Source organism: Hymenobacter metallilatus (genome assembly GCF_003944705.1).
GTDB lineage: Bacteria > Bacteroidota > Bacteroidia > Cytophagales > Hymenobacteraceae > Hymenobacter > Hymenobacter metallilatus.
In genome coordinates this window covers 22,193-48,041 of the sequence record NZ_RWIS01000014.1, presented here as the reverse complement: position 1 = coordinate 48,041, position 25,849 = coordinate 22,193, and the positions used below count along the sequence as shown (strand labels likewise).

Genomic DNA, 25,849 nt, shown 5'->3' with positions numbered 1-25,849 from the left:
GGGTACTTTCCCTGCCTATGAGCAACAAGGTTCTGCCCTCCGTTTCCCTGGAATCCAAGCAGCCCATCTACAAGGTGGAAAAGGACTGCCTCGTCTCGAAGAACGCGGACGTGACGGTGGCCTTCCGCTTGGAGCTGCCGGAAATCTTCACCCTCTCGCGCGAGGACTACGCCCAGCTGCAGGCCGCCTTCGTGAAGGCCGTGCGCCTGCTGCCCGACCACTGCGTGGTGCACAAGCAGGACTGGTACGTGGAGGACAAGTACGCCCCGGGCTTCGAGGCCGAGCGTACGTTGCTCTCCGCCGCCTACGAGCGGCACTTCAACGAGCGGCCGTTCCTCAACCACTTCTGCTACCTCTTCATCACCAAAACCTCGTCGGAGCGGCCCAACTGGGGCAGCACCTCGGGGCTGCTGGCCCGCCGCCACATCGTGCCCAAGGACCTGCTCGACACGAAGGTGCTGGAAAGCTTCTTCGACAGCGTGGGCCAGTTCGTGCGCACGCTGGAAGGGGTGGGGCCGACCAACGCGCCGTTCATCCGCTCGCATCGGCTTACGTCGGATGAGCTGGCCGGTACCCAGCAGAAGGCCGGGCTGCTGGAAAAGTACCTCTCGCTGGACTTGTCCGACCAGGCCCTGCAGGTGGACCTGGACCTGACGGGCGGGCTGAAAGTAGGCCAGGAATTCTGCCAGATGTTCTCGGTGGCCAACCTCGATGACCTGCCCACCTCGGTGGAAACCGACATCCGCTACGAGGCCTACAGCACCGAGTACTCCGACTTCCCTATCTCGTTTGCCGCCCCGCTGGGGCTGCTGCTGGGCACCAGCCACATCCTGAACCAGTACGTGTTTCTGGATAACACTCAGAAAACGGTGAAAACCTTCGAGCAGAAGAAGGACCGGCTCACCTCCCTCTCGCTCTACTCCCGGCAGAACGCCATCAACGTGGAGTACTACCACGCCTTTCTCAACGAGCTGCTAACTCATAAGCGCCGCCCGGTGCGGGTGCACTGCAACGTGCTGGCCTGGGGCCGCAGCGAGCAGGAGATGACGGAGGTGCGCAAGCTGGTCAATGCCGCCTTTAACCAGATGAACTGCAAGCCCCGGCAGAACACGGTGGACATTGCCGCGCTCTACTGGGGCGGCATTCCGGGCAACGCCGGCGACTTTCCCAGCGAGGAAACCTTCTACACCTTCATCGAGCAGGCCGTCTGCTTTTGGGCCTCGGAAACCAACTACCGCAGCACCGGCGCCACCAAAGGCATCAAGCTCTCCGACCGCCTAACCGGCAAGCCCGTGCTGGTGGACATCTCCGACGAGCCCATGAAGCGGCAGGTCATCTTCAACCGCAACAAGTTCGTGCTCGGCCCCTCGGGCTCGGGTAAGTCGTTTTTCACCAACCACATGGTGCGCCAGTACTACGAGCAGGGCGCCCACGTGCTGCTGGTGGACACGGGCAACTCCTACAAAGGCCTGTGTGAGCTGGTAGGCGGGGTGTACTTCACCTACGAGGAGGATGCGCCTATCGCCTTCAACCCCTTCCTGATTTCGGGCAAGCTCGACGTGGAGAAGAAGGAAAGCATCAAAACGCTGCTGCAGGCGCTCTGGAAAAAGGACGATGAAGCGGTCAGCCAGTCTGAGTACGTGTCGCTTTCCACGGCCGTAAGCCTGTATTACGTGATGCTCGAAGCCAACCCGGCTATTCAGCCCAGTTTCAACACGTTCTACGAGTTTGTGAAGGGCACCTACCGCAAGGTGCTGGAAGAGGAGAAGGTGCGCGAAAAGGACTTCGACATCGACAATTTTCTCTACGTGCTGGGGCCCTACTACCGGGGCGGCGAGTACGATTATCTGCTCAACTCCGATAAGGAGCTGGACCTGGTGCAGGCCCCGTTCATCGTCTTCGAGCTGGACAACATCAAGGACCATCCCATCCTGTTTCCGGTGGTCACACTCATCATCATGGAAACCTTCATCTCCAAGATGCGCAAGCTCAAGGGGGTGCGGAAGATGATTCTGATTGAGGAGGCCTGGAAGGCGCTGACCACGCCCGGCATGGCCGCCTACATCAAGTACCTGTTCAAGACGGTGCGCAAGTTTTTCGGCGAGGCCATCGTGGTGACGCAGGAAATCGACGACATCATCGGCAACGAGATTGTCAAGGACGCCATCATCAACAACTCCGACTGCAAGATTCTGCTCGACCAGCGCAAGTTCATCAACCGCTTCGAGGAGATTCAGGCCCTGCTCTCGCTCACGCCCAAGGAAAAGGACCTGGTACTGAGCATCAACCGCGACAACCAGCCCGCGCGCGGCCGCTACACCGAGGTATTCATCTCGCTGGGCGGGGTGGTGTCGAAGGTGTACGCCATCGAGGTGTCGAAGGAAGAATATGTGACCTACACCACCGAGGAAACCGAGAAAGTGCGGCTGTTCGAAAAGCTGCGCCAGACCGGCGACATGCCCACGGCCATCAAGCTCTTCGCCGCCGAGCTGCGCGAAGGGTAGGGGAGCTAACCATCATCAACAAAAGGGAAAAAACGATGCGCAATTTATTGCTTCACCTGGCCCTGCCGCTGGCGCTGCTCAGCAGCTGCGGCGCTGATAACTCCCCGGCCGACTCACCGGTTGCGGCAGCCCCGGCAGCTGGTGCACCTGCTCCCGCCTCGGCTGAAGTAGCCGCCGCGCAGGCCCTGGCCGACAGCCTGGTGGCTTTGTCCACCGCCGAGCAAGCCGACAAGGCTGCGGCCCGCAACTACGCTCAGTTCGTGGCAGCCTGGCAGGGCAGCGACCTGGACGCCTCGGTGAAGGAGCACCCGGTGGTACGCAGCGGCTGGGCCCGCTACCGCTACGTGCTGCGCACAGTGGCCCGCTCGCGGGGCCTGCCCCGGGTGCAGCCCGAAGACGTGGCCACCTGGAACGGCCTGGCCGGCCGCTGTGAGACGGTGGCCATGATGCTGCTGGCCCTGACCAAGGAGCCCAACGTGACGGCAACGCAGGCCTTGCCCACGCTGCTGGGCTTTGAGGGCGGTACCGGCCAGGCCCGCTTCGCGGCCGAGCGGCATATGAAGTACCTCCTGCACCCGCAAACCCGGAATCAATAAGCTTTCCACCACCCAAACGTGCCGCCCATGCAGAAGAAAATCATCCTCCTCAGCCTGGCCTTGCTGGGACTGAGTGCTACCCGGGCCTCGGCTCAGCTGGTGGTATCGGCCCCGCTGCTGGAAGGGCAAAGCGCGGTGCAGACCGGCCTGCAAAAGACCATGAAGGGCCTGGAAGCCGCGGCCAATAAGCTGGTGGCCTTCGGGGTGAAGGAGCAGGAACTGACCAAAACCTTTGCCCGCAAGAACCTGGAGCAGCACAAAGAATGGTACGACGGTTTGCTCAAAGTCAGCGCCGCCGTGCGCGACTACCGCCGGGTGCGCTCCATCTACGCCAAGCAAACCCAGATTATCCAGCAGTACTCAGATGCCATCAACGTGCTGCGCGCCTCGCCCTACATCAGCCCCCAGCAGCTCACGCAGATGACCAGCGTGTACGCTCAGCTACTGACGGAAGGAGCCAACACCGTGGCCGACCTGCGCACGGTGGTCAGCCCGGCCATGCTCAAGATGACCGATGCCGAGCGCATGGAATTCATTGACCAGCTGGACGCCAAAATCACCGACCAGCTGGGCCTGGTCAGCTACTTCACCCGGCGCAACATGCTGCAGTTGCGGGCGGCCCAGCAAATCGAACAGGACCGCCAGACCCTGCTATCCTTCATGGGCGCCACTGCCCGCTAACCCCACCCGCTGCCGATGAAAACTGCCTCCACATTCGTGCTGCTGGCGCTGCTGGGCCTAGTGGCCCGGCCGGCGCGGGCCCAAACGGTGATATCGGCGCCCATCTCCGAGCAAATCTCGCGCAAGCAGATTCTCCACCAGGGTGTATCGACCACGCTGAAAGGCCGGGCCAAGGTGCTGGCCGGCGACATCAAACAGCTCAGCACGGCCATCAAAGGCATCACCGACCAAACCCAGGTCCTGCACGCGCAGTGGTTTAGCTCGCTGCTGCAAATCAGCGCCGGCGTGCGCAACTACCGCCGGGTGCGGGAAATCTACGACGCCCAGGCGGCCATGATTACCCAGTTTTCCAGCGGCGTGACCGAGCTGCGCACCCGGGGCCTCACGCCCGCGCAGGTCAGCGAGGCCTCCACCATGTACCAGGTGTTGCTGCAGGAAAACGTGTCGCTCATCACCGAGCTGGCCACCATCATGACCACCAACCGGGCCCAGATGACGGACGCCCAGCGCCTCAAGTTCATCAACCGCATTGCCGACCGGATGCAGCAGCAGCAGCACCTGATGACTTACTACACCAACAAGTGCCGGGCTGTGGCCTACCAGCAGCAGCAGGCCCGGCAGGACCGGGCCTCGGTACTGGCCCTGATTGGGGCCGAAGACGCCGCCCGCTAGCGCGCCGCCGCTTTTCTCCCACCGTATTTCCCGCCGCTATGGACATGAACTCAATTACCATGCAGATGCTCCAGATGGAGCAGATGCTGGGCCGGCTCTACGATTCGATGCTGCCGCTGGTCGCGCAGTTCGTGACCCTGGGCCGCGCCGTGGGCGGTATCGCCGCCCTGGTTTTCATCAGCTCCCGGGTATGGGGCCACATCGCCCGGGCCGAGCCCATTGACCTGTACCCGCTGCTGCGCCCCTTTCTGATTGGTCTGGCTATCCTGCTGTTTCCGCAGCTGCTCGGCGGCCTGCGCGGCATCACGGGCGCGCTGGCTACCAGCACTGATTCGGTGCGCACCGATCAGACCGCCCGCATCGACCAGCTGCAGCAGCAGAAAAAGGCGTTGCTGGCCCGTCAGCCGGGCAACGAGTACTTCGCCACGGATGAGGCCTACGAGAAGCGCCTGGAGGAGCTGGGCGGGGCCACGGGCATGAGCAATATGGGCCAGCAGGCGGCGCTGGGCTTTGATAAGCTCAAGTACGAAGTCAAGCAGGACTTCCGGGAATGGATGAAAAACACCCTGGAGATCTTCCACATCGCCGCCCGCCTGCTTGTCAACGTGCTGGCCACCTTTCTGCTCATCGTGCTGTCGGTGCTGGGGCCGCTGACCTTCGGCATTGCCATTTTTCCCGGCTTCACCGGCTCCATTGCCAAGTGGCTGGGGCAGTTTGTCACCATCAGCCTGTGGGTGCCGGTGGCCAACATATTCGGGGCCATCATGGGCCAGTTTCAGGTGATGATGCTGGAAGCCGACATCGGCCGCCTCAACACCGGCGCTGGCGTCGACTCCGCCGATTTTGGCTACTTGGTCTTTCTCTGCATTGCCATTGCCGGCTACCTGGTCATTCCCTTCATCACGGATATGATGCTGGCGGCCTCGGGCGTGAGTGGCGTGGCCCGCGCCATGCAGGGGGCGCTGGTGGGCACTGCGGCCACGGCGGGCGCCGCGGCTGGCGCGGCTACGCGTCTGGGTGCGGCCCCGGCCGCTGTGGCAGCCGCCACGGGGCAATCGGCCACCGACAACCGGTCCTGGGGCGAGCAGTTGGGCCACCGCGCCGGCACGGCCCTCCGGGAGCGAGTCTTCGGCCGCCGCTCCGCCTAAGCCCGGGCTCACTTATTCCTCACTAGCCCTCCCTAGCCATGTTCGCATCCCTGAAAACTATTGATTCCGCCTTCCAGCAGGTCAAGACTCTGGCCCTGCTCTTTATCGTGGCGGTGCTGGTGCTGGCCGGCGCCATTGCCTACTTCGCATTCCAGACCACCACGGCGGCCGCCAACCGCATCTACGTGCTGGAAGGCGGGCAGCTGCTCACGGCCGGCGCCCGGGATGCGCGGGCCAACCGGCCGGTGGAGGCCCGCGCCCACGTTACGCGCTTCCACGAGCTGTTTTTCACCCTGGACCCCGATCAGAAAGCCATCGACAGCAACGTGAATAAGGCGCTGTACCTGGCCGATAACTCCGCGAAGCGGCAGTACGAGAACTTCAAGGAGAAGGGCTTCTACAACGACCTGATTGCCGCCAACATCAGCCTGGAAATGAGTGTGGACAGCGTGGTGATAACCAACGCGCGCCCACTGGTGGCGCGGTGCTACGGGCACCAGCGGGTGATTCGGGCCACCTCGGTGACCACCCGCAACTTCCTCTCGGAATGCTCCCTGCGCGACGTGACGCGCTCGGAGAACAACCCGCACGGCTTCCTGATGGAGAACTGGCGGGTTCTGCGCAACGAAGACCTCAGCACCCAGCCCCGCTAAGCCCCACCCGATGGAAACCAAACCGCACGACGCGCAATTTCTGCGCACCCGCAAAATGGCCACCTTCCTGCCGGTGGTGGGCGTCCCCTTCCTGGCCGTCATGTTTTATCTGGGCGGCGGCGGGCAGGGCGCGCCCGCCGAGGCCCAGAACGTACCGTCCGGCTTTAACACCACCCTGCCCACGGCCGAGAAGGGCTCCATCACCGCCAGCAAGCTCGAAGCCTACGCCAGCCCGGTAGATACCCTACGCAACCGGGGGCTGGTCGATGCCCGTCTCGATACGGCGGCCGGCTCGGGTCTGTCGTACTCCATCGGCGCCGATGGCAAGCCCGGGCCCAATGGGTCGGTTGACAAATCCGTGGTGGAAGCCCAGCAGCAGCTCATTGCCGCCCAGCAGGCGCAGCTGAACGGTGGGGCCGCGCCCGGCGCTGCAGCCACTCCAACTGCAGCAGCACCCGGCACCCTCACGCCCCAGGAGCAGCTGGAGCTGATGCGCAGCCAGCATGAGCGGGAGCTGGCCGAGAAAGACGCTCAGCTACAGATGGCCCAGCTGCTGGCGCAGAGCAACAGCGGCGGGGGAGGGGTAGCCCGCCCGGCCGCGCCGGCGGTGGCCAAGCCGAAGAAAAAAGCCAGCACCCGCGCCAAAGTAGTCGATGACGACGCCGTCGTTTCTCGTCTGGGCTCTAGCGGCGCGGGCACACGGCGCACGGCCTCGTTCACTGGTCTGGATGACGGACGGGCGGCGAATGAGGATGCCAACACCCTGCCGGCCGTCATTCACGAATCGCAGGAAGTCGTCAGCGGCTCGCTGGTGAAAATGCGCCTGACGGAATCGGCCGTGGTCAACGGCCGCGCCCTGCCGGCCAACACCTTCATCTATGGCAAGTGCAGCTTAGCCGGGGAGCGGCTGAACATCAGCATCGAAACGCTGAAAACCGGTAATCGGGTCTTCCCGGTGGCCCTGGAAGTCTACGACGTGGACGGGCTGGAAGGCCTGCACATCCCGGGCGCCATTACCCGGGACGCGGCCAAGCAGGCCGGCGCCGACGGCCTGAATGCCGCCGATGCCATGACCATGAGCGCCGACCCCACCCTGGCCGCGGCCGGCGTCGCGGTTACTGCCGTCAAGGGGCTCGGCCAGAAGAAAATCCGCCTGGTCAAGGTGCGCCTGAAAGCCGGCTACCAGGTCATGTTGAAGATTGATAAATAAGCTACGCTATGAGAATCGCCCTTGCCCTCTGCACCCTGCCCCTCAGCCTGGCCGCTGCGCCCGCCCTGGCCCAATCCACGACGCTGGCCAGCACCCGACCCGTGGCCCCAGCCGCCGCAAAGCTGGCGACGTATCCGCTGTTCGTGTCGGAGCAAAAAACCACCCACCTGGTTTTCCCGTCCCCGGTCACGTATGTTGATTTGGGCAGCGCCGGGCTGATTGCGGCCAAGGCTACGGGCTCCGAGAACATCGTGCGGGTCAAGGCGGCCGGCAGCGGCTTCAGCGAAACCAACATGACCGTGCTCACGGCCAGCGGCAAGCTCTACTCCTTCGTGGTGGGCTACCAGCGCAACCCGCGCCAACTGGGCCTGGACCTGGGCGCAGCCAGCGCGGGCTCCGCCAAGCTGCCCGTCCTCCCGCTCTACGTCTCAGACCAGAAAACCACGCACCTCGTGTTTCCCTACCCGGTCACCTACGTCGACCTGGGTAACTCCGGCATTCTGGCCGCCAAAGCCACGGGCGCCGACAACATCGTGCGCGTGAAGGCGGCCAGCAACCGCCTGACCGAAACCAACATGACCGTGCTTACCTCCGGGGGCAAGCTGTATATGTTCGTCGTGAACTACCAGCACGACCCCAAGGTGCTGAGCCTGGACCTGAGCACGATGACCGGTTCCACCGCCCAGGCCGGCAGTGGCAGCGAGGCCATCCTGTCGAACACGCCCATTCCCCAGGGCAACCTGGATGCCTATTCTAAGCAGGCCCTGGCGCGCGGCGGCTCGGCGGCCAGCGACACGAAAAATCAGCTTAGCGTACGCGCGGGCAGCGTGGGCTACCAGCAGGAAACCTTGTTTTTCCCACTGCACCTGCGTAACCGCTCCAACGTGACGTATGACGTGGATTTCGTCAAGTTTTACATCCAGGACAAGAAGCTGGTCAAGCGCACGGCCGAACAGGCCATTGAACTCACGCCTACCTACGTCTACAACGGCAACCTGAAAAAGATTGAAGCCGCCGGCAAGCTCCAGCAGGTATTTGTATTCAAAAAGTTCACCATCCCCGACCAGAAAAACCTGGTTATCGAGGTGTATGAGAAGGGGGGCGGGCGTAATATCAAGCTTAAGCTTTCCAACAGCGACCTACTCCGGGCCCGCGGCTTCCGCTAGCCCCTATCAATACCCTGCACCTTGCTACGTAGCAACTGAAATGCACCAAATCAGCGTCAGGTTGTTTACCCGGTAGAAGAAGGCAGGGCAAGCGACCAGCTTACCACTCATTCCAACCCCTATTGCTATGCGTATTCCGCTGCTTATCGCGCTGGTTATCTTTCTCTACTCATCCTGGGCTCCGAGTTGGGGGGCGCAGGTGGCCACCTGGGGCCTGCTCCTCTATTTCGGCTTCAAGTTCTTTCGCCTTTCCAGCTCCGTCATGCACCGGGCTTCCCGCAGCCCCCAGGACCGCTACGACCCGTACAACCACTAGCAGCACTACACCGCGTGGCACTTCGCAAACACCCTCCTGTTGCCTGTAACAAGGTAGCAGGAGGGTGTTTATGTTTCCCGCCTGGTATTATCTGAATCCGCTACTCACCGGAACACAACGTGTACTTTGTAATGTTTTGCAGTAAAAAAACTTTACAATTAGCGTATCTTTACTGGCCGAAGCAGATGGAAAAAGCGACTAAAACCACGACCGCCCGCCAGAAAATCCTCAACCGCCTGCAAAAGCTGGAGCCGGGCGCCCTCGTGCGCTACCAGGACTTTGCCAACCTGGACATCGCGCCGGGCACGGTGGCCGTGAACCTGAGCCGGCTGCGCCAGGAAGGCGTGGTGCAGCAGGTCACCAAAGGCACCTACCGCCTCCCCATGCAGAGTCGGTTCGGCCCGGTACCGGTCTCCGAGCAGCAGGTGCTGCAGGTGCTGCTGCAAACGCCCAGCAAAAAACTGCTGGGCTACCCCACCGGCGTAGCGGCCTTCAACCGGCTGGGCCTGACCACGCAGGTACCGCAGGAAATTCAGATTGCCACGTCCCGGCCGGGACGGCCCAAGAAAGTCGGCAACGTGCGCGTGCGCTTCGTGCGCAGCCGGGCCGATGTCAAGCCGGAGCAGGTAAAGCTCTGCCAGCTGCTGGATGCCCTGCGGCAGATTAAGCGCCTGCCCGACACTTCGCCAGCCGCGGCTCTGCTGCGCCTGCGCGAGCAGGTAAAGCAGCTACCACCGGCTGAGCAGGCCGCTCTGGTTCGCTTGGCGCAGGACTACAATCCGGCCACGCGCGCCCTGCTGGGGGCCCTGCTGGAAGGGCTGGGTGAAGTCAAGTTAGCCACTACGCTGAAAGCCAGCCTGAATCCCTTATCCACTTATAAGCTTGGTTTGTCCGAGCAGGCCTTACCCAACCGCGCGCAGTGGCAAATCCGATGACCCTGCACACCCACGAGCAGGACTTTCGCAACCTGATTACCATCACTGCGACGGCCCGGGGGATGCGGCAAAGCTTTATCGAGAAAGACTACTGGGTAACCTGGGTGCTGCGCAACCTGGCCGACTCGGCTGTGGCCGACCACGTCGTGTTCAAGGGAGGCACCTCGCTCTCCAAGGGCTACGGGCTTATTGAGCGGTTTTCGGAGGATGTGGACCTGGCCGTTATCCTGCAGGAGCAGCAAAGCGACGGCGCGCTGAAACGGCTCATCCGCGACATCCATAAAATCGCCGCTGGCGACTTGCCCGAAGTAGACGTGCCGGGCTCCACCAGCAAGCGCGGCCACAACCGGCTAGTGCACCACCAGTACCCCCACCTGTTCACCGACCCGGTGCCGACGGCTACTGAGCACATTCTGCTGGAAATAACGGCCTTTGGAGAACCCGAGCCGCACAGTAAGCGTCCCTTGATTTCCTACCTTGGCCAGTACCTACTCGACCATGGGCAGCCGGACGCCGTGCAGGAATACGGCCTGGAAGCTTTCGATTTCAACGTACTGAGCCTTTCACGCACGTTTGCCGAGAAAATCATGGCCCTGGTGCGCGCGTCATACGAAGAAGACCCGCTCGCGGCAACGGGCCGCAAAGTGCGCCACCTCTACGACTTGCACCAGCTGGCCAGCCAGCCCGAGGTGGCCGCCCTGCTAGCCGGTCACGGCCTGGCCCAGCAGCTCGCAGCCGTGCAGCGCGATGATGCGCGTGCGGGCGTCATTGGCCCGACCCTGGAGTGGAAAACCAGGCCTCTGACGGCCTGTTGGGCCTACACCGAGGAAACGGTGAACTTACGCCAGCTTCAGCAGTCATACGAGCAAGAGTTGCCAAGCCTGCTGCACAGCCCGCTACCCGCGTTTGACCAAGTGCTACAGGTTATGCAGCGCATTGCACAGCAGTTGCGGGTCTACGATGGGCTGTAACCCGGCTAACAGCCCACCATTCGATTCCTGCTAGAATCCCCAACTTAGCTTAAAACATACTATTGGAGATCTAACGCATCGTCTACTTTCGTGCCGTTCGATACCCTTGAAGAGCCCTGATACCTAGCAGATGATAAAGCGAGAAGAAGAACTAAAGAAAATCGTGCGCGAGTTGACCCGCTGGGAAGTAGAGCTATCAAACCGAAATGCCCTCAACCTGTATGATGCCAACCTCTTTTCGGAGCATACCATCTGCCGCCTGCTCAACAGCGTGTATGGCTACAATCTGCACAACATCAATCTGGTGCAGAACAACTTCCCTGCCATTGACCTGGCCGACAATTTTAACCGGGTAGCGGTGCAGGTGACGACCACCAAGGCCACCAAGAAAATTCAGTATACCATCGATAGTTTCCTGGCCAATGGCCTTTATCAGGCCTACGACCAGCTTTTTGTGCTGATATTGGGCAAAAAGCAGAAGAGCTACCCAGACTTCGATACCCAGCAGCACTTTGCCTTCACCAGCGACCAGAATATCATTGATTTTCACGGGCTGCTAAATAAAATCAATTCGCTGCCCACACCCAAAATCGAGGAAATAGCCAAGATTCTACTCTACGAAAACCAAAGCGGCACCAAGTCAGCTCCGAGGCAAAGTAGTGCGGCCAAGCTTAAGAAGAACCTGGCCCTGCGGGATAGGATGAAGAAGGCCCTGTTGAAAAACCTCGACCACGAGTATTGGGAGCACGCCTACTACGAGCCGTGGGTCAAGTTTCGGTACGACAGTGTCATCGTGCGCTCGGTGGATGACCGCTCCTATCCTGAAGTTCGCCCTACCCCCGCCGGCCAAATCAGTTCTTGGTTCAAAATGCAGTTCTGGGACTTTTACGACAACGGCATTGAGTTCATCGGCATGGGCGGCAAGGCCATTTTCGATAAGAGCGGAAAATGGGACCTGCTGAACTGGGACGATGAAACCAGAAAAAACAACCCAGCCTACACCGTCATCACTTACCATCCGTTCTACCGAATCCCTTACGACTACATTGTCAAACTGGACATGGAAACAGACCCGTATTCGGGCTACCCATCGCTCTATGTAGAGTACGCGAAGGATGGCATGCCTTACGAAGATATCCTGTACGGGCGAGCCGGAGTTTACGACACCAAGAAGCCAACCTATCTCTTCGACAACACAATGCGCGAGAAGCTGAAATAACTGCCGCGCCGGTCATTGCTACGTGCTGGCATATTAAAAGGGGCCTCACCTAATTGGTGAGGCCCCTTTTCTATCACATGGCTATCCACCTTTTCCGCGTGGGCCTGAGTAGCTAATAGCAGCCCCAGCTAGGCTGGAGCCGATTCATCGGTTGGAGCAGCGGCCGGCGGGTCTAAAGGCTCAAAGCGAAAGTTGGCAATGCGCAGCAGGCCACACAACAGCAGAATGATTTTGTCGAATGAATACTGGTCCTGATAGCGGTAATAGCAGTGGGCGACGTTATTACGCAGGTTCATCCCGGGCGCGAGCAGCAGGTAGCGCAGGAAGTAGCGCGTGCTTTCATCGAACAATTCCTGCGCCACGGCGTGGTTCAGTAAGGATTCGATGAATACTTCCCGCAGGTCTTGGTGCTTGTCGTTGGCGGTGGTGTTCGCGCCGGAACGCTGCAGCAGGTCGCGCAGCAGGCCTTCCAGCTTCACGGTTAGCGAATCAATTGACAAGACAAAGTTTTCGCGGCCACCGTCTATGCCGACGGCCAGCTGCTGAAAAAAGTCACGTAGAATGGGGTAAATCAAGTCTTTCCAGGTGTACACTACCTCCTGACCGTTGACCGCAGTTTCGCCCAGTGGCTGGGCAATCCAACTGGATTTCTCCAGAAAGGCGCAGAAGGAATCGTAGCTGAAATTGCCCGCCCGGTAGCACGCTGCCAGAAGGGGTACCAAAGAGGCAAGCCGGAATTGAAGCATCCACTCGTAAAAATCAGCAGTCAGTTTGTCTACTTCCTCGTCGGACTGCACCCGACGGGTGTTCTTGTTTTCATCGAGTTGGGAAGTCGGCACCGAGGCAAAGAAGAACGAGCCTTTGTGCTGCTCCGCAAATGCGCGCACGCTGGCATAGTCAGGGAGCACTTCCGGGTGAACGGTGAGATATTCGAGCAGGTCGTGGGGGCTGTACTGCGTCAGGCGCTGGATGCGGTCGTCGATGTCGGCTTGCATGGCCTGAGCATCTTCCGGCTTGAGTTGGAAGCTGGTGGCTCCCAGCCGAATCTTAGATTTCAGTTCGTTCAGGCGCTGGAATGCTTGGTCATAAGCGGCTGTATTGCCAGCAGCACGATAATCCTCGGTTGCCCGGCGGTAAAACTCGTAAGGAGCCAGCCCGCTGGGGTCCGAAAGGCGTCTTTCAGCCATGGCTTCGTGGGTCCGCCCCAAGCGGTCAGACCATTCCGCCACGGCCCGTCCCCGGCGCTGCGCCACAGTGCGGGCCAGCGGGCACAGGGCCTCGCACGCATCGTACTCGCCGGCCGCAAAAAAGTCATCAAACAGTGCTTCACACGCCAAACTCACTTCATCTGTCAGCACGTCCGGCTTAAACAACTTGCCCGTGTCCGCTATCAGCCGCAGCAGCGGAATACGACCCTCAGCCTCGAAGGGCACCGCACCGGTGAAGCGGTCCAGCACGGCCTCGACGGTATCGGGCTGGCGGTGCCGCAGCAGCAACGCCAAGTCGCAGCAGGCACCCAGCATCTGAATGCAGTCCCTACGTTTATCGCGGCCCGTACAATCGGCTGTAGCCAGCGCCTCCAGCAGATGGGTATGCGCCAAATTGCCCATACGGCCGTAGGCATTGGGTTTGGGCGCATTCCAAAGCACCAGTGCGTAGCGGGCCTTCAGGTACACATTGGTGGACTGCTCATAGCGCTGCAGATAGTATGCAAATGCAGCGGACGGCAATTCTTCCACCCGTATCGAGCCCACTTTTTCGTCAGCGTCAGTAGTAAACTCCTGTTCACGCTGCGCTTTGCCTTCTTTAAACCAGAAGCCCAGCGCAATGCGCTCCCACCGACGCTGGTCGAGTAACGAATCCGGTACGGTGGCTTCTTCAAGCAGTGGCAGTAGTTCACTTCGGTGAGTGTGCGTCCAACTTTGAGAGTGATGCTCAAGCAGCGCGGCTAATTCTTCGAGGGTAGCAATGTTCATAAGAGTGTCGGGGAGAAATGAGTGTAACCCGAGACACAACATTCAAAATAGACTGGACAATTCCCTTAAAGAACAAAGCGGGTGGTACAGCCGCTATTGCTTTCTTTTTTTTGGTCACCTGCTTTAGTAGAGGCAAATGTGAATGCGGCAGTGTTGTCGACGCAAGGGTTCACAAAGGCTATCGAAACTTAGGCATCATAACTGTTAATTATGATACCTAAAGTATTTCCAATTACTTTTGCCCGCATGAGCACCGAACTCGCCCGAATCCCCGACCAGCCACAAGCTCTCGGCTCGCAACTCGCCACCGCGGCCGACAACGTTGCCCGCTACCTCAAGCTCGGCCTGGAAGGCGCCGACAACACGGTGCTCGCGTACTCGGCCGACCTGAAAAGCTTCGGGGAGTACTGCGCGCTCCACGGCCTATGCCCGCTGCCGGCCGACGTGGCCACTGTGGCCCGTTACGCTGCGGACCTGGCCGACATCCCACGCAAGCTCTCGACCATCAAGCGCCACCTGGCGGCCATCCACAAGCACCACCAGCTGCGCGGCTACCCGTCGCCGGTGCACGCCGATGAGCTGGCCATCGTATTGGACGGCATTACCCGCGCGCTGGGCAAGCGCCAGAAGCAGGCGCCGGCATTCACCGTCGCCGAGCTTAAGGAAAGCATCCGCCGCTTGGACGTCACCACCACGGCCGGCCTGCGCGACCGGGCGCTGCTGCTGCTGGGCTTTGCCGGGGCCTTCCGCCGCTCGGAGTTGGTGGCCCTGAATGTGGAGCACCTAGAGTTTACCGAACGAGCCCTGATTGTGCACCTGCCCAAAAGCAAAACCAACCAGGCCGGCGAGGCCGAGGACAAGGCGGTGTTCTACGCGTCGACGGCGAGCTTCTGCCCGGTGCGCAGTACCCGGGCCTGGGTGCAGCAGCTGGGCCGCAGCACGGGGCCACTGTTCGTTTCGCTCAAGCGCGGTAAGGTGAAGGGCGAGGCGCTACCCACACAAAAGCGCCTGTCTGCCCTGCGCGTCAACGGACTGGTGCAGCTGCACTTGAACCACGACGAGGAAGGCTATAAGATCCCGGAGAAGAACTACTCGGCCCACTCCTTGCGCGTTTCCTTTATAACAGTGTCAGTGTTGAGGGGCCAGTCAAATCGCTTTATTAAAAACCAGACCAAGCAGAAAACCGATGCCATGATTGACCGCTACTCCCGCTTGGATGATGTCGTTACCTTTAACGCCGCCCAGAACCTGGGCCTCTGATGACATATTGTCTATCGGACGCATCTGCTGCAACGTCAAGCTGTTCAGTTTGCCTAAACCAACTTAGAATGATGACACGACACACCTCGGCTGACCAACCGGCACTGATCAACTCAGCTCTGTCCGAGTATGTAAAACGAATAGCTAAACTTTATCCCGAGGCAGAATTTTACAAAGAAGAGATGCGTGATACCGGCAGAGGAGAAGGCTCTTCACTATTGCTGACCGTCTGCCAGAATAATAGCATCCTTGAGGAGGAGAATTTCTATTACACTCATAATTCAGACATTACACTGGATCTGGATTTGCTGGAATACTATCTTGATTTCAGTTGATGTATTCCGGTCACTTATCAGTTGTACATCGATCCTGTAGCTTCAGCAAAGTGAGCTCCAGCCGTTGAGTCAGTGCAGGCTGATTCAGCCTTATGCAGACACAAGGCAGATAGCATTAATACAGGTTCCAAGCTCATCTGCCGGACAAACCGGCTGCTATGATTTGTTGCCATTCCTGACGTACTTGCAGGGATTGAAACTGCTTCCTGCAGAAAAGAACACATTAAATCAATGAAGTATATTGACCTTTTCGCGGGTGCCGGCGGGTTGTCGGAGGGCTTTTCCCGCGCTGGGTTTGAAGCGGTTGCACACGTTGAAATAGATTACCACGCCTGTAACACACTAAAGACACGGCAGGCATGGTATTATTTGAAAAATAAAGGGTTACGCCATCTATACGATGAGTACCTGCGGAGCGGAAAATCCCCGGAGGAACTGTATGCACTGGTTCCTCCTGAAATTACCAATTCAGTTATTCACGCGGAAATCAGTGAGAAGACCACACCCGGAATTTTCCAACTGATTGATCAGAAGCTTGGCCCTGATGAGAGAGTCGACCTGATAGTAGGTGGACCTCCCTGCCAGACCTTTTCTGTCGCAGGTCGCGCACGACTGGGCCGCCAAGCAATGGAAGATGATCCACGCAGCAGGCTGTACATTCAATACGCCGGGTTCTTGGCCCACTACCAACCCCGGATGTTTGTATTCGAAAACGTCCTGGGCCTTCAGAGCTTCCGTCAAAGAAACCAGCTTGACCATATCCGTGATACTTTCCGCGAGGCCGGCTATGACATGGCCGTGCACAAATGGAACGCCCGGGATTTTGGGGTGCTGCAAAGCCGGGAAAGGCTTATCATCATAGGCTGGCGCCATGACCAGCACCAAGAGCTTGGCTACCCGGATCTGCAACCCGACTACAAGCATAATTTCCGGGTCTGGGACCTGCTGCGGGACCTGCCCCCGCTTCGTCCGGGCGAGAAAGATAACCGCCGGTACAAGTCCGCCCCAACGCCCTACCTGCAACGCTTTGGCCTCCGGGACGAAAATCAGATCCTGACCTGGCACGAGTCAAGGGCCCATCGTCCTGTTGACCTTGAGATCTATGCCAAAGCCATTCAAGTGTGGGACAGAGAGGCGCGCCAGCTTCGCTACCCCGATGATCTGGACGCTCATCAGATCAGCCACAAGAATGTAACCGGTTTTAAAGACCGCTTTAAGGTTGTAGCCGGCGAGAAACCATTTTCCCAGACAGTAGTGGCCCACATCCACAAGGACGGACACTACTACATCCATCCGGACGCCGGCCAATGCCGCTCGCTTAGTGTAAGGGAGGCAGCACGGCTGCAGTCGTTCCCGGACAACTATTATTTTGAAGGGCCCAGGGGTTCAGCATATAAGCAGATAGGCAATGCTGTTCCGCCGCTGATGGCGGAGCGAATTGCCCGACGGGTAAAAGCTGCCTTGCAGGGCAAACTGAAAGGACAGTTTCTTCCCTCTGAACCAGCTGCAAGCAAACAACTGCAACTGGACTACTCCCTTGCAGATTAACACCGGAAGGCATACATTGCTGCACCTTTTTCTACTGAGCGTACTCCCTTAAACGGCTACTGCATAGGTATATTTTTACTACTTTATTTTTATGCTTACGCGCCACGCTGCAGATTTCATCCGCGGCCAACATGCCGTTCTGAGCAGCGCTTTCGCTGATTCTGAGCAGTTTCTGAATTCAGCTGTCGTGTACCCCGCTGGTCAGCAGGGCGGGCGTGTATTGTTCATTCCTTTGAAATCAGAGGAAGAGTTTGAACAGGTTGTGTACAGCGCCGCCACTGCCTGCCTGAACAGATCCTACGAGGTCACGAATAACAAAAGCGATGCCTTTGAAGAGGAGCGGGCGGGGTTCTCGTCCGAGATTCTCCGGTTGTGTGCACGTTTTCCGGCTCCGATAGTTGAAGGAGGGCGTCGGTATGAAATAACTGCGGTGAGCACCGGGGCCAAGGTGCCGGTTATCAAACTCAGAGACCTTGATGCTGTACCAGAAAGGGGCATACGGTATGAGCTGCTGACCCAGGGCCGGTCGTTCCTTGTAAACAAATTCCGACAGAACGACGAACTTCTCAGGGAGCACCTAGCCACCCTGAAGCAAATCGGGGAGAAGTGGCAGGAGTTTAAGGTGAGATTCAGGGATATTGAACTGCTGCAGAAAACAGCAGGAAACCAGGCTCAACGACCAGCGCCCTCAATTTCGGCAATCGCGGAGCTGAAGGAGGCCGGCCTGAATAACGGGGTACTGGTATTCACCGGCAAAACGCTTTTCAAAGCCTGTTTCCGGCCCCTGCTTACACAGAGAAATGCCTCGTCCCTAATCGGGGTAGCGGAGATAGTCCATCCCAGACACGGGCATCCTGTACTCACCAAGGTTCAGGGAGACTACACCAGCCATCCGCTCATCGTTCTGCACGAACCGAACGGATATTTTGCGTCCTGGGTGCGGGAGCTACGCGGTGTTACTGCCAGTGGCGGACAGGTTAACAACAGCCTCAACTATCTGGACACGGTAGTGCTGGATATTTGTGACATCACTTTCGAATCCGAGGAAGAAGCTAACGTTCAGATCTCCGCCATCAAGGATCAGCTTGCATTGGGCGAAATCCGGAATGTGATATGCTTGGTCAGGCCATCAGCGCTGGGGACCCTGCCGGCCCTGCTCAATAAGTGGGAGCGTACAGGCAGAGCAGACGTGCCCGTTCAGGTATGGCACATAAGCCGACAGCAGGCAGCCGTCCTTGCCAGCGCGCCGGCTCCGGGAAATTTTGACCATAGTATACACCGTGTCACGGCGGGAGTGTTCGAGGAATACCAACAGCAGTTCCGGGCGCTTCTTAACCGGTTGACATCCATCATCCGGGAGCTGCACGGATCCAACCAGTTAGCTCAGCTCTCGTCATTACGGGAGCTGTATTTCCGGTTTATATCTTTTTGTGACCCGACCAGATTTCAAAGGGATGCCGCCGCCTACCTGACCCGTATGGAATCGCTGGAAAGACACGTGGGCGGGGGGATATACCACTCGTTCCGGACAGAGACAATTACGCTTCTGGAACGAACGTCCGCATTTCTGAATGCAGGGCGCCACCCGCTTGTTGCTGCCGCGGGAAAATTCCTGGCCGAAGCCGGATCCAGTCATAAGAAGTCATTCCGGCTTGGCATCCTGTCCTATAATTCCAGCAGCACTGATCATGAATACCTCGTCAATACGCTGAGCAGGTTCGTAGCCCAGGGAACTGCTAGGCCCGTCAAAGCAGAGTTCTTCGACCCCTGGAATCTTCCAGCGCCTTTGGATCTGCAGGCTGCGCCCCTGAAGCTGCTGTTGTGCTTCAATCTTCCCAAAACGTTTGTAACATCACTGTTTTTCAACCGCTTTGCACGCAACTGCATCGTACTATGCGATCAGGAAAATGAAAAGACCTATTTCCGCTCTTACCAGACCGTAAAGAAGATCTTTGATCAGTATGTATCGGATGCTGGCCTGCTGAGGTCCCTCAATCTGACCGAACCTCATGAGAATCCCTTAAGCGACGGTGTACCCAGCTTCGACTACAGCATCCCGTTGCCGGTAAATGAGACGTCAGCTGCAGCCATTGCATCCGATGATGCGGTGGAATTCAGTGATGATATCGAGTCCATCATCAGCCGTCTGGTACAGGAGCGCCATGACCCGACCCAGGAAGGAAACCGGATACGCCGGGAACCCGGTCGTGCTGCTGCCTTTATACTGCTTTTAGATCACGACGGCATTCTGGAGGCAGCAGCCTCCCGGAAGTTTTACCGCATCGAAGAAGACAGCCCGGAGGACAGTGAGGCCACAACTGTTCCGGCATCAGAGCTCAAACCGGGCGACTACATAGTCCTGTTCAGAAGGAAGAGCCGGGAAAACCTGAATGCTCTGATTGACGAGTCGCTTGCCCAGGTTGAACGCTACAGCAACGCACTGAACACAAGCAATCTGTGGCGGGATGCGATCCGGCAAATCAATACCGTAAAACGACAACACCTCCACCTAGCTGAGGTATTCCAGCGCGTGGGGTTCGAACGTGCTCCCCAGACCTTCGATAATTATCTGGATGGCAGCACCACTAAACCCCTGCATTTAAATGAACTTCTACTGGCCATCAATGCCATCAGCAGGATGATGCCCGGCAAAGGCATTCCGCAGTTTACGGCAGCTGAGTCAGCCGGGATCATCGAAGCCGTGGACCAGCTGAGCCGGGTCAGACGCATGCTCCCGAAAGCCCTGCGGTCGGCCGTCATCAACCGCCGGTCGGGCCGACTGAACCTGCTTACTGATGCCTATGGCGAACTCAGCCCGGAACTGCTCGAAGCAATACTACAGGAGGTTGACATCAGACGCGTGAGGGAAATTATCCCGGTGCATCCCTACTAATTATCGCATTATGGCGCTGATTCCGGCCCAACCGCAGTTCGGAAGTGACACTCCGAAAGGGGAACGTGACCTCTACTACATGGCTGCGGCCAGTCCCTATTTTCAGGGGGACGGCTGTTTCCTGTTTCACTCCCTGTCTCTCAGCGAGGTGGGCCGGCAGGTAAGGGGCGAAACAGACTTCGTCTATCTGGATGATGAGTTTCTGCTATTTCTGGAAGTCAAAGGCGGCGTCGTTTACTTCCGGGCTGACACGCGGGAATGGGGGGTGATGGGAGGAACCAAGCTGCAGGACCCTTTCAAACAGGTAACAGGTAACCTCTTCTTTATCCGCGACCGGGTACTGCCGGAGCGGGTTGGCCGCAACGTGGTGAACAGCCTGATCATAGGCTATGGCGTAATGTTTCCCGAATCCGGGTTACCCCGGGGTTTCAGCGCTTACGAAACGGGCTCGATTTCTTACGATACCCGCCTGATTTACACCGCCGAAGACCGAGATGTGCCTGACAGCTTCGCCTCCTACATACGCCGGTTGAAGGCGTACTGGCGGAACCACAGCAAGTACCGGCAGCATGAGGGCCGGCTGAGCCGGGAGGACAAACTGCGGATAAAGGATTTCTTTGCCCGCGATCTGATGTTCCGCCCGCCACTTGCCGGCCTTATCCGCCAAGATGCGGCGGAAACGCTCCTGTACACGCGGGAACAGAAATGGGTCATCATGGCCTCGCAGGCGGTAGGAAACCGGGCGGGCGTCATGATATCCGGAAGCGCAGGTACCGGAAAGACGGTGCTGGCATTATGGCTGGCAGCGGAATGCGTGGCCAAAGGAGAAAAGACCCTGCTGCTCTGCTACAACAAAAATCTTGCTGCCTGGCTGAGGCAGACAGTCAAGCGTGAACACCCGGAACTGAGCAGGCTGCTTACTGTCCGGAATATTCACGCCCTCTACGCTGAGTTTGTCCGTCCTTCCGGCAAAGGGTCGCAGTACTTCAACGAGGAGTACCCGAAGCAGTTCAGCCTGGAGTATCCCACACTCAATCAGGTCCCGTACGACAGAATCATAATCGACGAAGCACAGGACATCTTCAGGGAAAGTCACTTTCGCAACATTGACCTGCTGCTGAAAGGCGGACTGGATTCAAACAACTGGTATATATTCCTAGACCGGGAAAATCAGGATATTTTCCGCGGTTTCGATTCCGGGTTCTATGCTGATTTTATCACCCTGTACAACCCGGTTGTGCTCGAGCTGCGCAAGAACTGCCGCAATACCCCACGGGTCATTCGCAGCACGGGCCTCTATACAGGCATTCAGTGTCAGGAGGCTGCAAAAACGGGGGACGGACTTATAGAGGAGCATTTCTACGCCTCGGAAACGGATCTGATAAACCAGTTGATCCGACGCGTTCAGGCGCTGGTCGCTGACCATGTGGACCCGGCAGACGTCATTGTTCTGGTTCCCTCCCGTGACCTGGCCGACCGCCTGCCTCTGAGGAGCCCGGCGCTCTTCGTGTCCCTGAACGATACCAACGTAACTCATCCGGATCCCAAACGGGTCAGGGTCACAACCCCGGGCGCATACAAAGGACTTGAAAGCGCCATTGTCATACTTGCCGGCATTGACTCGTTTCCGGAAGACGATGTGTACCGGAAAACAGAACTCTATCTGGCTGCTACCCGGGCTACCTACGGCTTTGTCACCTTTTTCCACGCTGACCTGAAGGAAACGGTGGCCGCCAGAAAGAAACAACACTTCATGGATAACCCCGTCCTGTAATGCCTGACAATACCAAACTACAGCTGCGCAACGAAGCAGCGGAACTTGTAAAGCGATACATGTGCGGACCGTTCGGTGGGGACAATGAGACCCTGGCCGAGCCCCCTCAGCGATTCTATGTGACCGGGGTACTGTATCCTGAGCAGTTCCGCCCACGGGAGAGCGTGCTTCCATCAGAGGCAGTAGTAGATGAAGAAGAAGGACTGCAGGCTCCCGAAGAAGCACAGGCCGACACGGGGGCCACTGCGACTCAGCCAGCCGGTACCGGGCTCCGGTACGCAGACGCAACCGTGGATGAAGGTGAAGCCGACAGGGAGCTTAACCTGAGTACGGATTTCAAACCCGCCTCTTTCGGGTTATCCGTAATCACTGAGAGCCGCGAAACCGCTTTCAGCATCCGTATAAGCTATGGTCGTTACAACCGGGTAACCCCGGGCAAAGACATGCCGGCTTCTTCGCCTGAAGAGCCGGCTCCAACTGTCGACAACGCTTCTCCCGGCGCTGCATCACTTGGCGGAGCGGCTACTGCGGCCCCTGGTGCAGCAGGAAACGGCAGAAATCCGTCACTGTACCGCCGCACCCCCGTAGTCCGTGAATTCACCCTGACAGCCACCGCTGCCGGCTTCACCCTGACTGACAAGGAAGGAAAGCCCGTGGAGACACCGGAGACACCGGGCGCAGCCAGTCATACCTTTTCGCTGGAAGATAGCCGTCTGACACTACGCATCACCCGTCGCAGCACCCACGGTTCGCACGGGTCAATTTTCACCCTTTCGCTGATTAACTCCTGTCGCTCGGAAATCAATGGCCGCGAAGCTGAAAAGCAGTTTATCAGCGACTGCCGGAATTACTTTTTCCAGCCTGAAATCGAAGTCCATTCCGACGAATTCGTCTTTACTCCCGGTCCCGAAGACTCCCTCTCACCGGATGGCCAGTCCGAGGAAGATGCTGTCAGGAAGCTCCTCTTCAGAAATTACCGCAACTACGGGGCCGGCCACGGGGCGGCCGCCTGGTGGGATGAGAAAGATGTAAATCTGGCCGAAGGGAGGGCCCGGCGGGTCAAGGCAGTAGTCATTCCGCAGTACGACGTAAAGCCGGTTGATTTTAATCTCAGCACGAAGCACGATCCGGCCGACATCATCCTGACGCCGGCTGACCAGACTATCTTGGCAATGAAACGGCTCGCCGGCATGACCGGCGAAAATGCCGGTGAGCTGGAAACCAGGTTACGGGCGTTTGCCGGCCGCTACGGAGATTGGATCGGCCAGCATCAGAAGCGCATAGCGGCTTTGCCGGCGGAGCATCACGATGCCGCGCAAAGCAACCTGCAGAAGTGCGCTGACCTGCTCGCCCGTATGGAGCGCGGTATAGTCCTGCTGTTCGAGCAGGGGCCTGACACTGCTTCCAATATCGCCCTGCAGGCGTTTCAGGATGCAAACAGAGCGATGTTCATGCAACGTGTCATGAAAGGCTTTGCCGACAAGCGGGTAAAAAAGGACGTGCTTCCCGGTGCAGACGATCAGCCTATTCCGGACTTCAGCACTGCCCCTGAGGAAGCGGGTCGCTGGCGCCCCTTCCAGCTGGCTTTCCTGCTGGCTCAGGTGGAAGGTATTCTGGACCCTTCCTCGGAAGATCGCGAAACGGTCGACCTCATATGGTTCTCAACCGGTGGCGGCAAGACAGAAGCTTACCTGGGGCTTACCGCGTTTACCATCTTCTACCGCCGCCTGCGGGCCGGTCGCGATATGCAGGATCCTGACCGAGGCGCTGGTGTATCTGTATTGATGCGCTACACGCTTCGTCTGCTCAATATCCAGCAGTTCAACAGAGCCGGCATTCTTATCTGTGCATGCGAGCTCATGCGCCGCGAGATGCCCGACCGCTACGGCAAACAGGAAATCAGCACCGGCATCTGGGTCGGGAGCAGTCTGACACCCAACAAAACAGGCACCGCAAGCGACGACCGAAGCGCGGCCGGTGCAATTGCGAAGTACAACGCCTGGCTCGATAGCGGTACCGAAAAACCGGCTCTCTCTCCGCCCATCAGCCATTGCCCCTGCTGCGGCACCCGGATAATTCCCGACAGGCGCAATAATGCAGTGGTTGGTTCCTGGGGTTATTTTCAGAAGCAGCAGCTGCGCCGCGGTGGCGGTGCCCCGCCCGGCGGCCGGCGGGTGCCGGTAGCTGATTCACCGGTCTTTCTGAGCTGCCGCAATACTGAGTGCAGGTTTTTCATCAGCCCTGATGATTATCTGGACGCAGAACTGGTAGAGTCCCGTAAGCTGCCTGTCTACTATGTGGATGAGGTAATCTATGCCCGGCGCCCGTCGCTGCTTTTCGCCACAGTCGACAAATTTGCGCAGCTGGCGTGGAAGTCGGAGACTGCGCGTCTTTTCAATCTCTCCTGGGGGCCCGATGGACGGATAACCCGTGACTTCTCCAGCCCGGATCTTGTAATCCAGGACGAGCTGCACCTCATCAGCTCCGCTCTCGGCACCATGTACGGCGTGTATGAGTTTGCTATCGACGAGCTCTGCCAGTGGGGCGGTTCTGCCAGACCCAAGGTAGTAGGCGCTTCCGCAACCGTGCGTAATGCGGAAGCACAATGCCGCCGGCTTTATGGCCGTAAGCACTTTGCTCAGTTCCCTCCACAGGGAATAGACGTGGACGACTCCTTTTTCAGCAGACTTGACAGATCCGCGCCGGGCCGGCGCTACCTCGGGGTCATGCCGGCCGGCCGTACGGCCACGATCAATATCATCTACCTGACGGGTCGTGCCATGCAGCTGCTCCCGCGGCTGCCGTATGGCAACGCGACGCTGGACTGGTATTATACGATGCTGGTCTACTTCAACAGCATTAAAGAACTGGGGAAATTCCGGACACTGCTGACAGATGACATCGCCGCGCACCGCTATGGCATGAATGCTACATTCCAGACCCTCGGTGCGCCCGGGCTGTACATACCGTTCAAGGATGACCGGGTAGCTGAACTGTCAAGCGCCATGACCGCTGACCAGATATATCAGTACCTCAACCGACTGGAAAACAGCAAACTTCCGCAGCCCGCACCTGCATCTCCCACGGAAGAGGCCCGGCTGACACAGCTTCGTGCGATGGGCGTACGTTCGGCCCGGGACCTGGACGGAAACAGGACCTGGAGACAGGTCTTCACGGACCCTGTACTCGAAGCATTGGGGATAGCAGTTGCGGGCAAGGACAATACAGCGCTTTTTCAGGCGCTGAAAGGCCTTCTTGTGCAGCTTTTCGGCGACAACCGGGAGGAACCTATCCATGTCGTTTCAGCCACCAACATGATTTCAGTAGGCGTTGACATCGCCCGGCTGAACATCATGCAGGTGGTCGGACAGCCAAAGTCGACGGCAGAGTACATTCAGGCAAGCTCCCGGGCTGGCAGGGAATTCCCCGGTCTTGTGGTTGCCAGCTACAACAACGCCAAGAGTCGTGACCGGTCTCACTACGAAAGTTTTACGGACTACCACCAAGCATTTTACAAGCATGTAGAGGCCAATTCGGTCACTCCTTACTCACTCCCTGCGCTGGAAAAAGCCCTTCCCTCTGTCCTGATAGCGCTGATGAGGCTGCTTCATTTCCGGGAAGATGGCAACGCTTGGTGGCCAACCGGCGCTGAGGGCCGGGCGACAGATGAGTTTTACACCGCCCTGGTTGAGAAACTCAAGGAACGGGTGACTCTGCTCGACGAAGACGTCTCTGATTTTCTGGTCAACATCGACCAGGTCGCCCAACAGCTTAAAAAGGTCTGGAACGGAAGATCAGACGCAACTCCTCCGGGTCCGGGCCTCCGATTTGCTAAGAACAGCCATTTCTTCCCCTCGCCCAAGGATGTGGAAATTGACCTTGATCTGTTTGTCAACCACGAATACGACGAGCAAAAGCGGCGGGAACGGCCCGCAGTCCTTGGTTCGCTCCGCAATGTTGAATCTTCTTCCGCACTGATCATTACTTACTGA

Annotated in this window: 19 protein-coding genes; 18 read left to right on the top strand and 1 reads right to left on the bottom strand. The window is 58.5% G+C overall.

Features of this window, described 5'->3' with window-relative positions; all coding sequences use genetic code 11:
• Window positions 1-17 precede the first annotated feature (17 nt).
• From EI290_RS18135 to EI290_RS18080, 12 genes are all read left to right on the top strand, one after another.
• Window positions 18-2,504, top strand: a complete 2,487-nt coding sequence (locus EI290_RS18135) for a TraG family conjugative transposon ATPase (RefSeq protein ID WP_125433083.1) — start codon at window positions 18-20, stop codon at window positions 2,502-2,504.
• A 35-nt stretch (window positions 2,505-2,539) separates the two neighbouring features.
• A complete protein-coding gene (locus EI290_RS18130) occupies window positions 2,540-3,100 on the top strand; it encodes a hypothetical protein (protein WP_125433082.1) in 561 nt (186 codons plus the stop codon).
• 27 nt (window positions 3,101-3,127) lie between these two features.
• The gene (locus tag EI290_RS18125; protein ID WP_125433081.1) at window positions 3,128-3,781 is read left to right on the top strand and encodes a hypothetical protein; all 654 of its coding nucleotides are present in this window, start codon (window positions 3,128-3,130) and stop codon (window positions 3,779-3,781) included.
• A gap of 15 nt (window positions 3,782-3,796) precedes the next feature.
• Window positions 3,797-4,453 (top strand): hypothetical protein, encoded by a 657-nt coding sequence (locus tag EI290_RS18120; protein ID WP_125433080.1) that lies wholly within the window; start codon window positions 3,797-3,799, stop codon window positions 4,451-4,453.
• A gap of 38 nt (window positions 4,454-4,491) precedes the next feature.
• Window positions 4,492-5,601, top strand: a complete 1,110-nt coding sequence (locus tag EI290_RS22510) for a hypothetical protein (protein WP_221766280.1) — start codon at window positions 4,492-4,494, stop codon at window positions 5,599-5,601.
• 38 nt (window positions 5,602-5,639) lie between these two features.
• Window positions 5,640-6,254 carry a conjugative transposon protein TraK gene (gene traK, locus EI290_RS18110; protein ID WP_125433079.1) on the top strand — a complete coding sequence of 205 codons (615 nt, stop codon included), beginning with the start codon at window positions 5,640-5,642 and terminating at the stop codon, window positions 6,252-6,254.
• A 10-nt stretch (window positions 6,255-6,264) separates the two neighbouring features.
• On the top strand, window positions 6,265-7,464 hold the full coding sequence (traM, locus tag EI290_RS18105; protein WP_125433078.1) for a conjugative transposon protein TraM: 1,200 nt from the start codon (window positions 6,265-6,267) through the stop codon (window positions 7,462-7,464).
• An 8-nt stretch (window positions 7,465-7,472) separates the two neighbouring features.
• Complete coding sequence (gene traN, locus EI290_RS18100) at window positions 7,473-8,630, top strand: conjugative transposon protein TraN (RefSeq protein WP_125433077.1); 1,158 nt, start codon at window positions 7,473-7,475, stop codon at window positions 8,628-8,630.
• Window positions 8,631-8,757: 127 nt separating this feature from the next.
• Window positions 8,758-8,946 (top strand): hypothetical protein, encoded by a 189-nt coding sequence (locus EI290_RS18095; protein ID WP_125433076.1) that lies wholly within the window; start codon window positions 8,758-8,760, stop codon window positions 8,944-8,946.
• Window positions 8,947-9,131: 185 nt separating this feature from the next.
• On the top strand, window positions 9,132-9,881 hold the full coding sequence (locus EI290_RS18090; protein WP_125433075.1) for a type IV toxin-antitoxin system AbiEi family antitoxin domain-containing protein: 750 nt from the start codon (window positions 9,132-9,134) through the stop codon (window positions 9,879-9,881).
• On the top strand, window positions 9,866-10,852 hold the full coding sequence (locus EI290_RS18085) for a nucleotidyl transferase AbiEii/AbiGii toxin family protein (protein ID WP_125433074.1): 987 nt from the start codon (window positions 9,866-9,868) through the stop codon (window positions 10,850-10,852). The genes EI290_RS18090 and EI290_RS18085 overlap by 16 nt, the downstream gene beginning before the upstream one ends.
• Before the next feature lie 130 nt (window positions 10,853-10,982).
• Window positions 10,983-12,071, top strand: coding sequence for an SMEK domain-containing protein (locus tag EI290_RS18080; protein WP_125433073.1), 1,089 nt, complete (start codon window positions 10,983-10,985; stop codon window positions 12,069-12,071).
• Between the two features lie 128 nt (window positions 12,072-12,199).
• On the opposite strand, the gene EI290_RS18075 is transcribed toward EI290_RS18080, so the two are convergent.
• Window positions 12,200-14,047, bottom strand: coding sequence for a DUF4209 domain-containing protein (locus tag EI290_RS18075; protein WP_185817067.1), 1,848 nt, complete (start codon window positions 14,045-14,047; stop codon window positions 12,200-12,202).
• Window positions 14,048-14,293: 246 nt separating this feature from the next.
• On the opposite strand from EI290_RS18075, the gene EI290_RS18070 reads away from it, so the two are divergent.
• From EI290_RS18070 to EI290_RS18045, 6 genes are all read left to right on the top strand, one after another.
• On the top strand, window positions 14,294-15,307 hold the full coding sequence (locus EI290_RS18070; protein WP_125433071.1) for a tyrosine-type recombinase/integrase: 1,014 nt from the start codon (window positions 14,294-14,296) through the stop codon (window positions 15,305-15,307).
• Between the two features lie 68 nt (window positions 15,308-15,375).
• Window positions 15,376-15,642 (top strand): hypothetical protein, encoded by a 267-nt coding sequence (locus tag EI290_RS18065; RefSeq protein ID WP_125433070.1) that lies wholly within the window; start codon window positions 15,376-15,378, stop codon window positions 15,640-15,642.
• A gap of 231 nt (window positions 15,643-15,873) precedes the next feature.
• Window positions 15,874-17,190, top strand: coding sequence for a DNA cytosine methyltransferase (locus EI290_RS18060; protein WP_125433069.1), 1,317 nt, complete (start codon window positions 15,874-15,876; stop codon window positions 17,188-17,190).
• Between the two features lie 91 nt (window positions 17,191-17,281).
• Window positions 17,282-20,083, top strand: a complete 2,802-nt coding sequence (locus tag EI290_RS18055; protein WP_125433068.1) for a hypothetical protein — start codon at window positions 17,282-17,284, stop codon at window positions 20,081-20,083.
• 10 nt (window positions 20,084-20,093) lie between these two features.
• Window positions 20,094-21,857, top strand: coding sequence for a nuclease-related domain-containing DEAD/DEAH box helicase (locus tag EI290_RS18050; RefSeq protein WP_125433067.1), 1,764 nt, complete (start codon window positions 20,094-20,096; stop codon window positions 21,855-21,857).
• The gene (locus tag EI290_RS18045) at window positions 21,857-25,849 is read left to right on the top strand and encodes a helicase-related protein (protein WP_221766279.1); all 3,993 of its coding nucleotides are present in this window, start codon (window positions 21,857-21,859) and stop codon (window positions 25,847-25,849) included. Before EI290_RS18050 ends, EI290_RS18045 begins: the two co-directional genes overlap by 1 nt.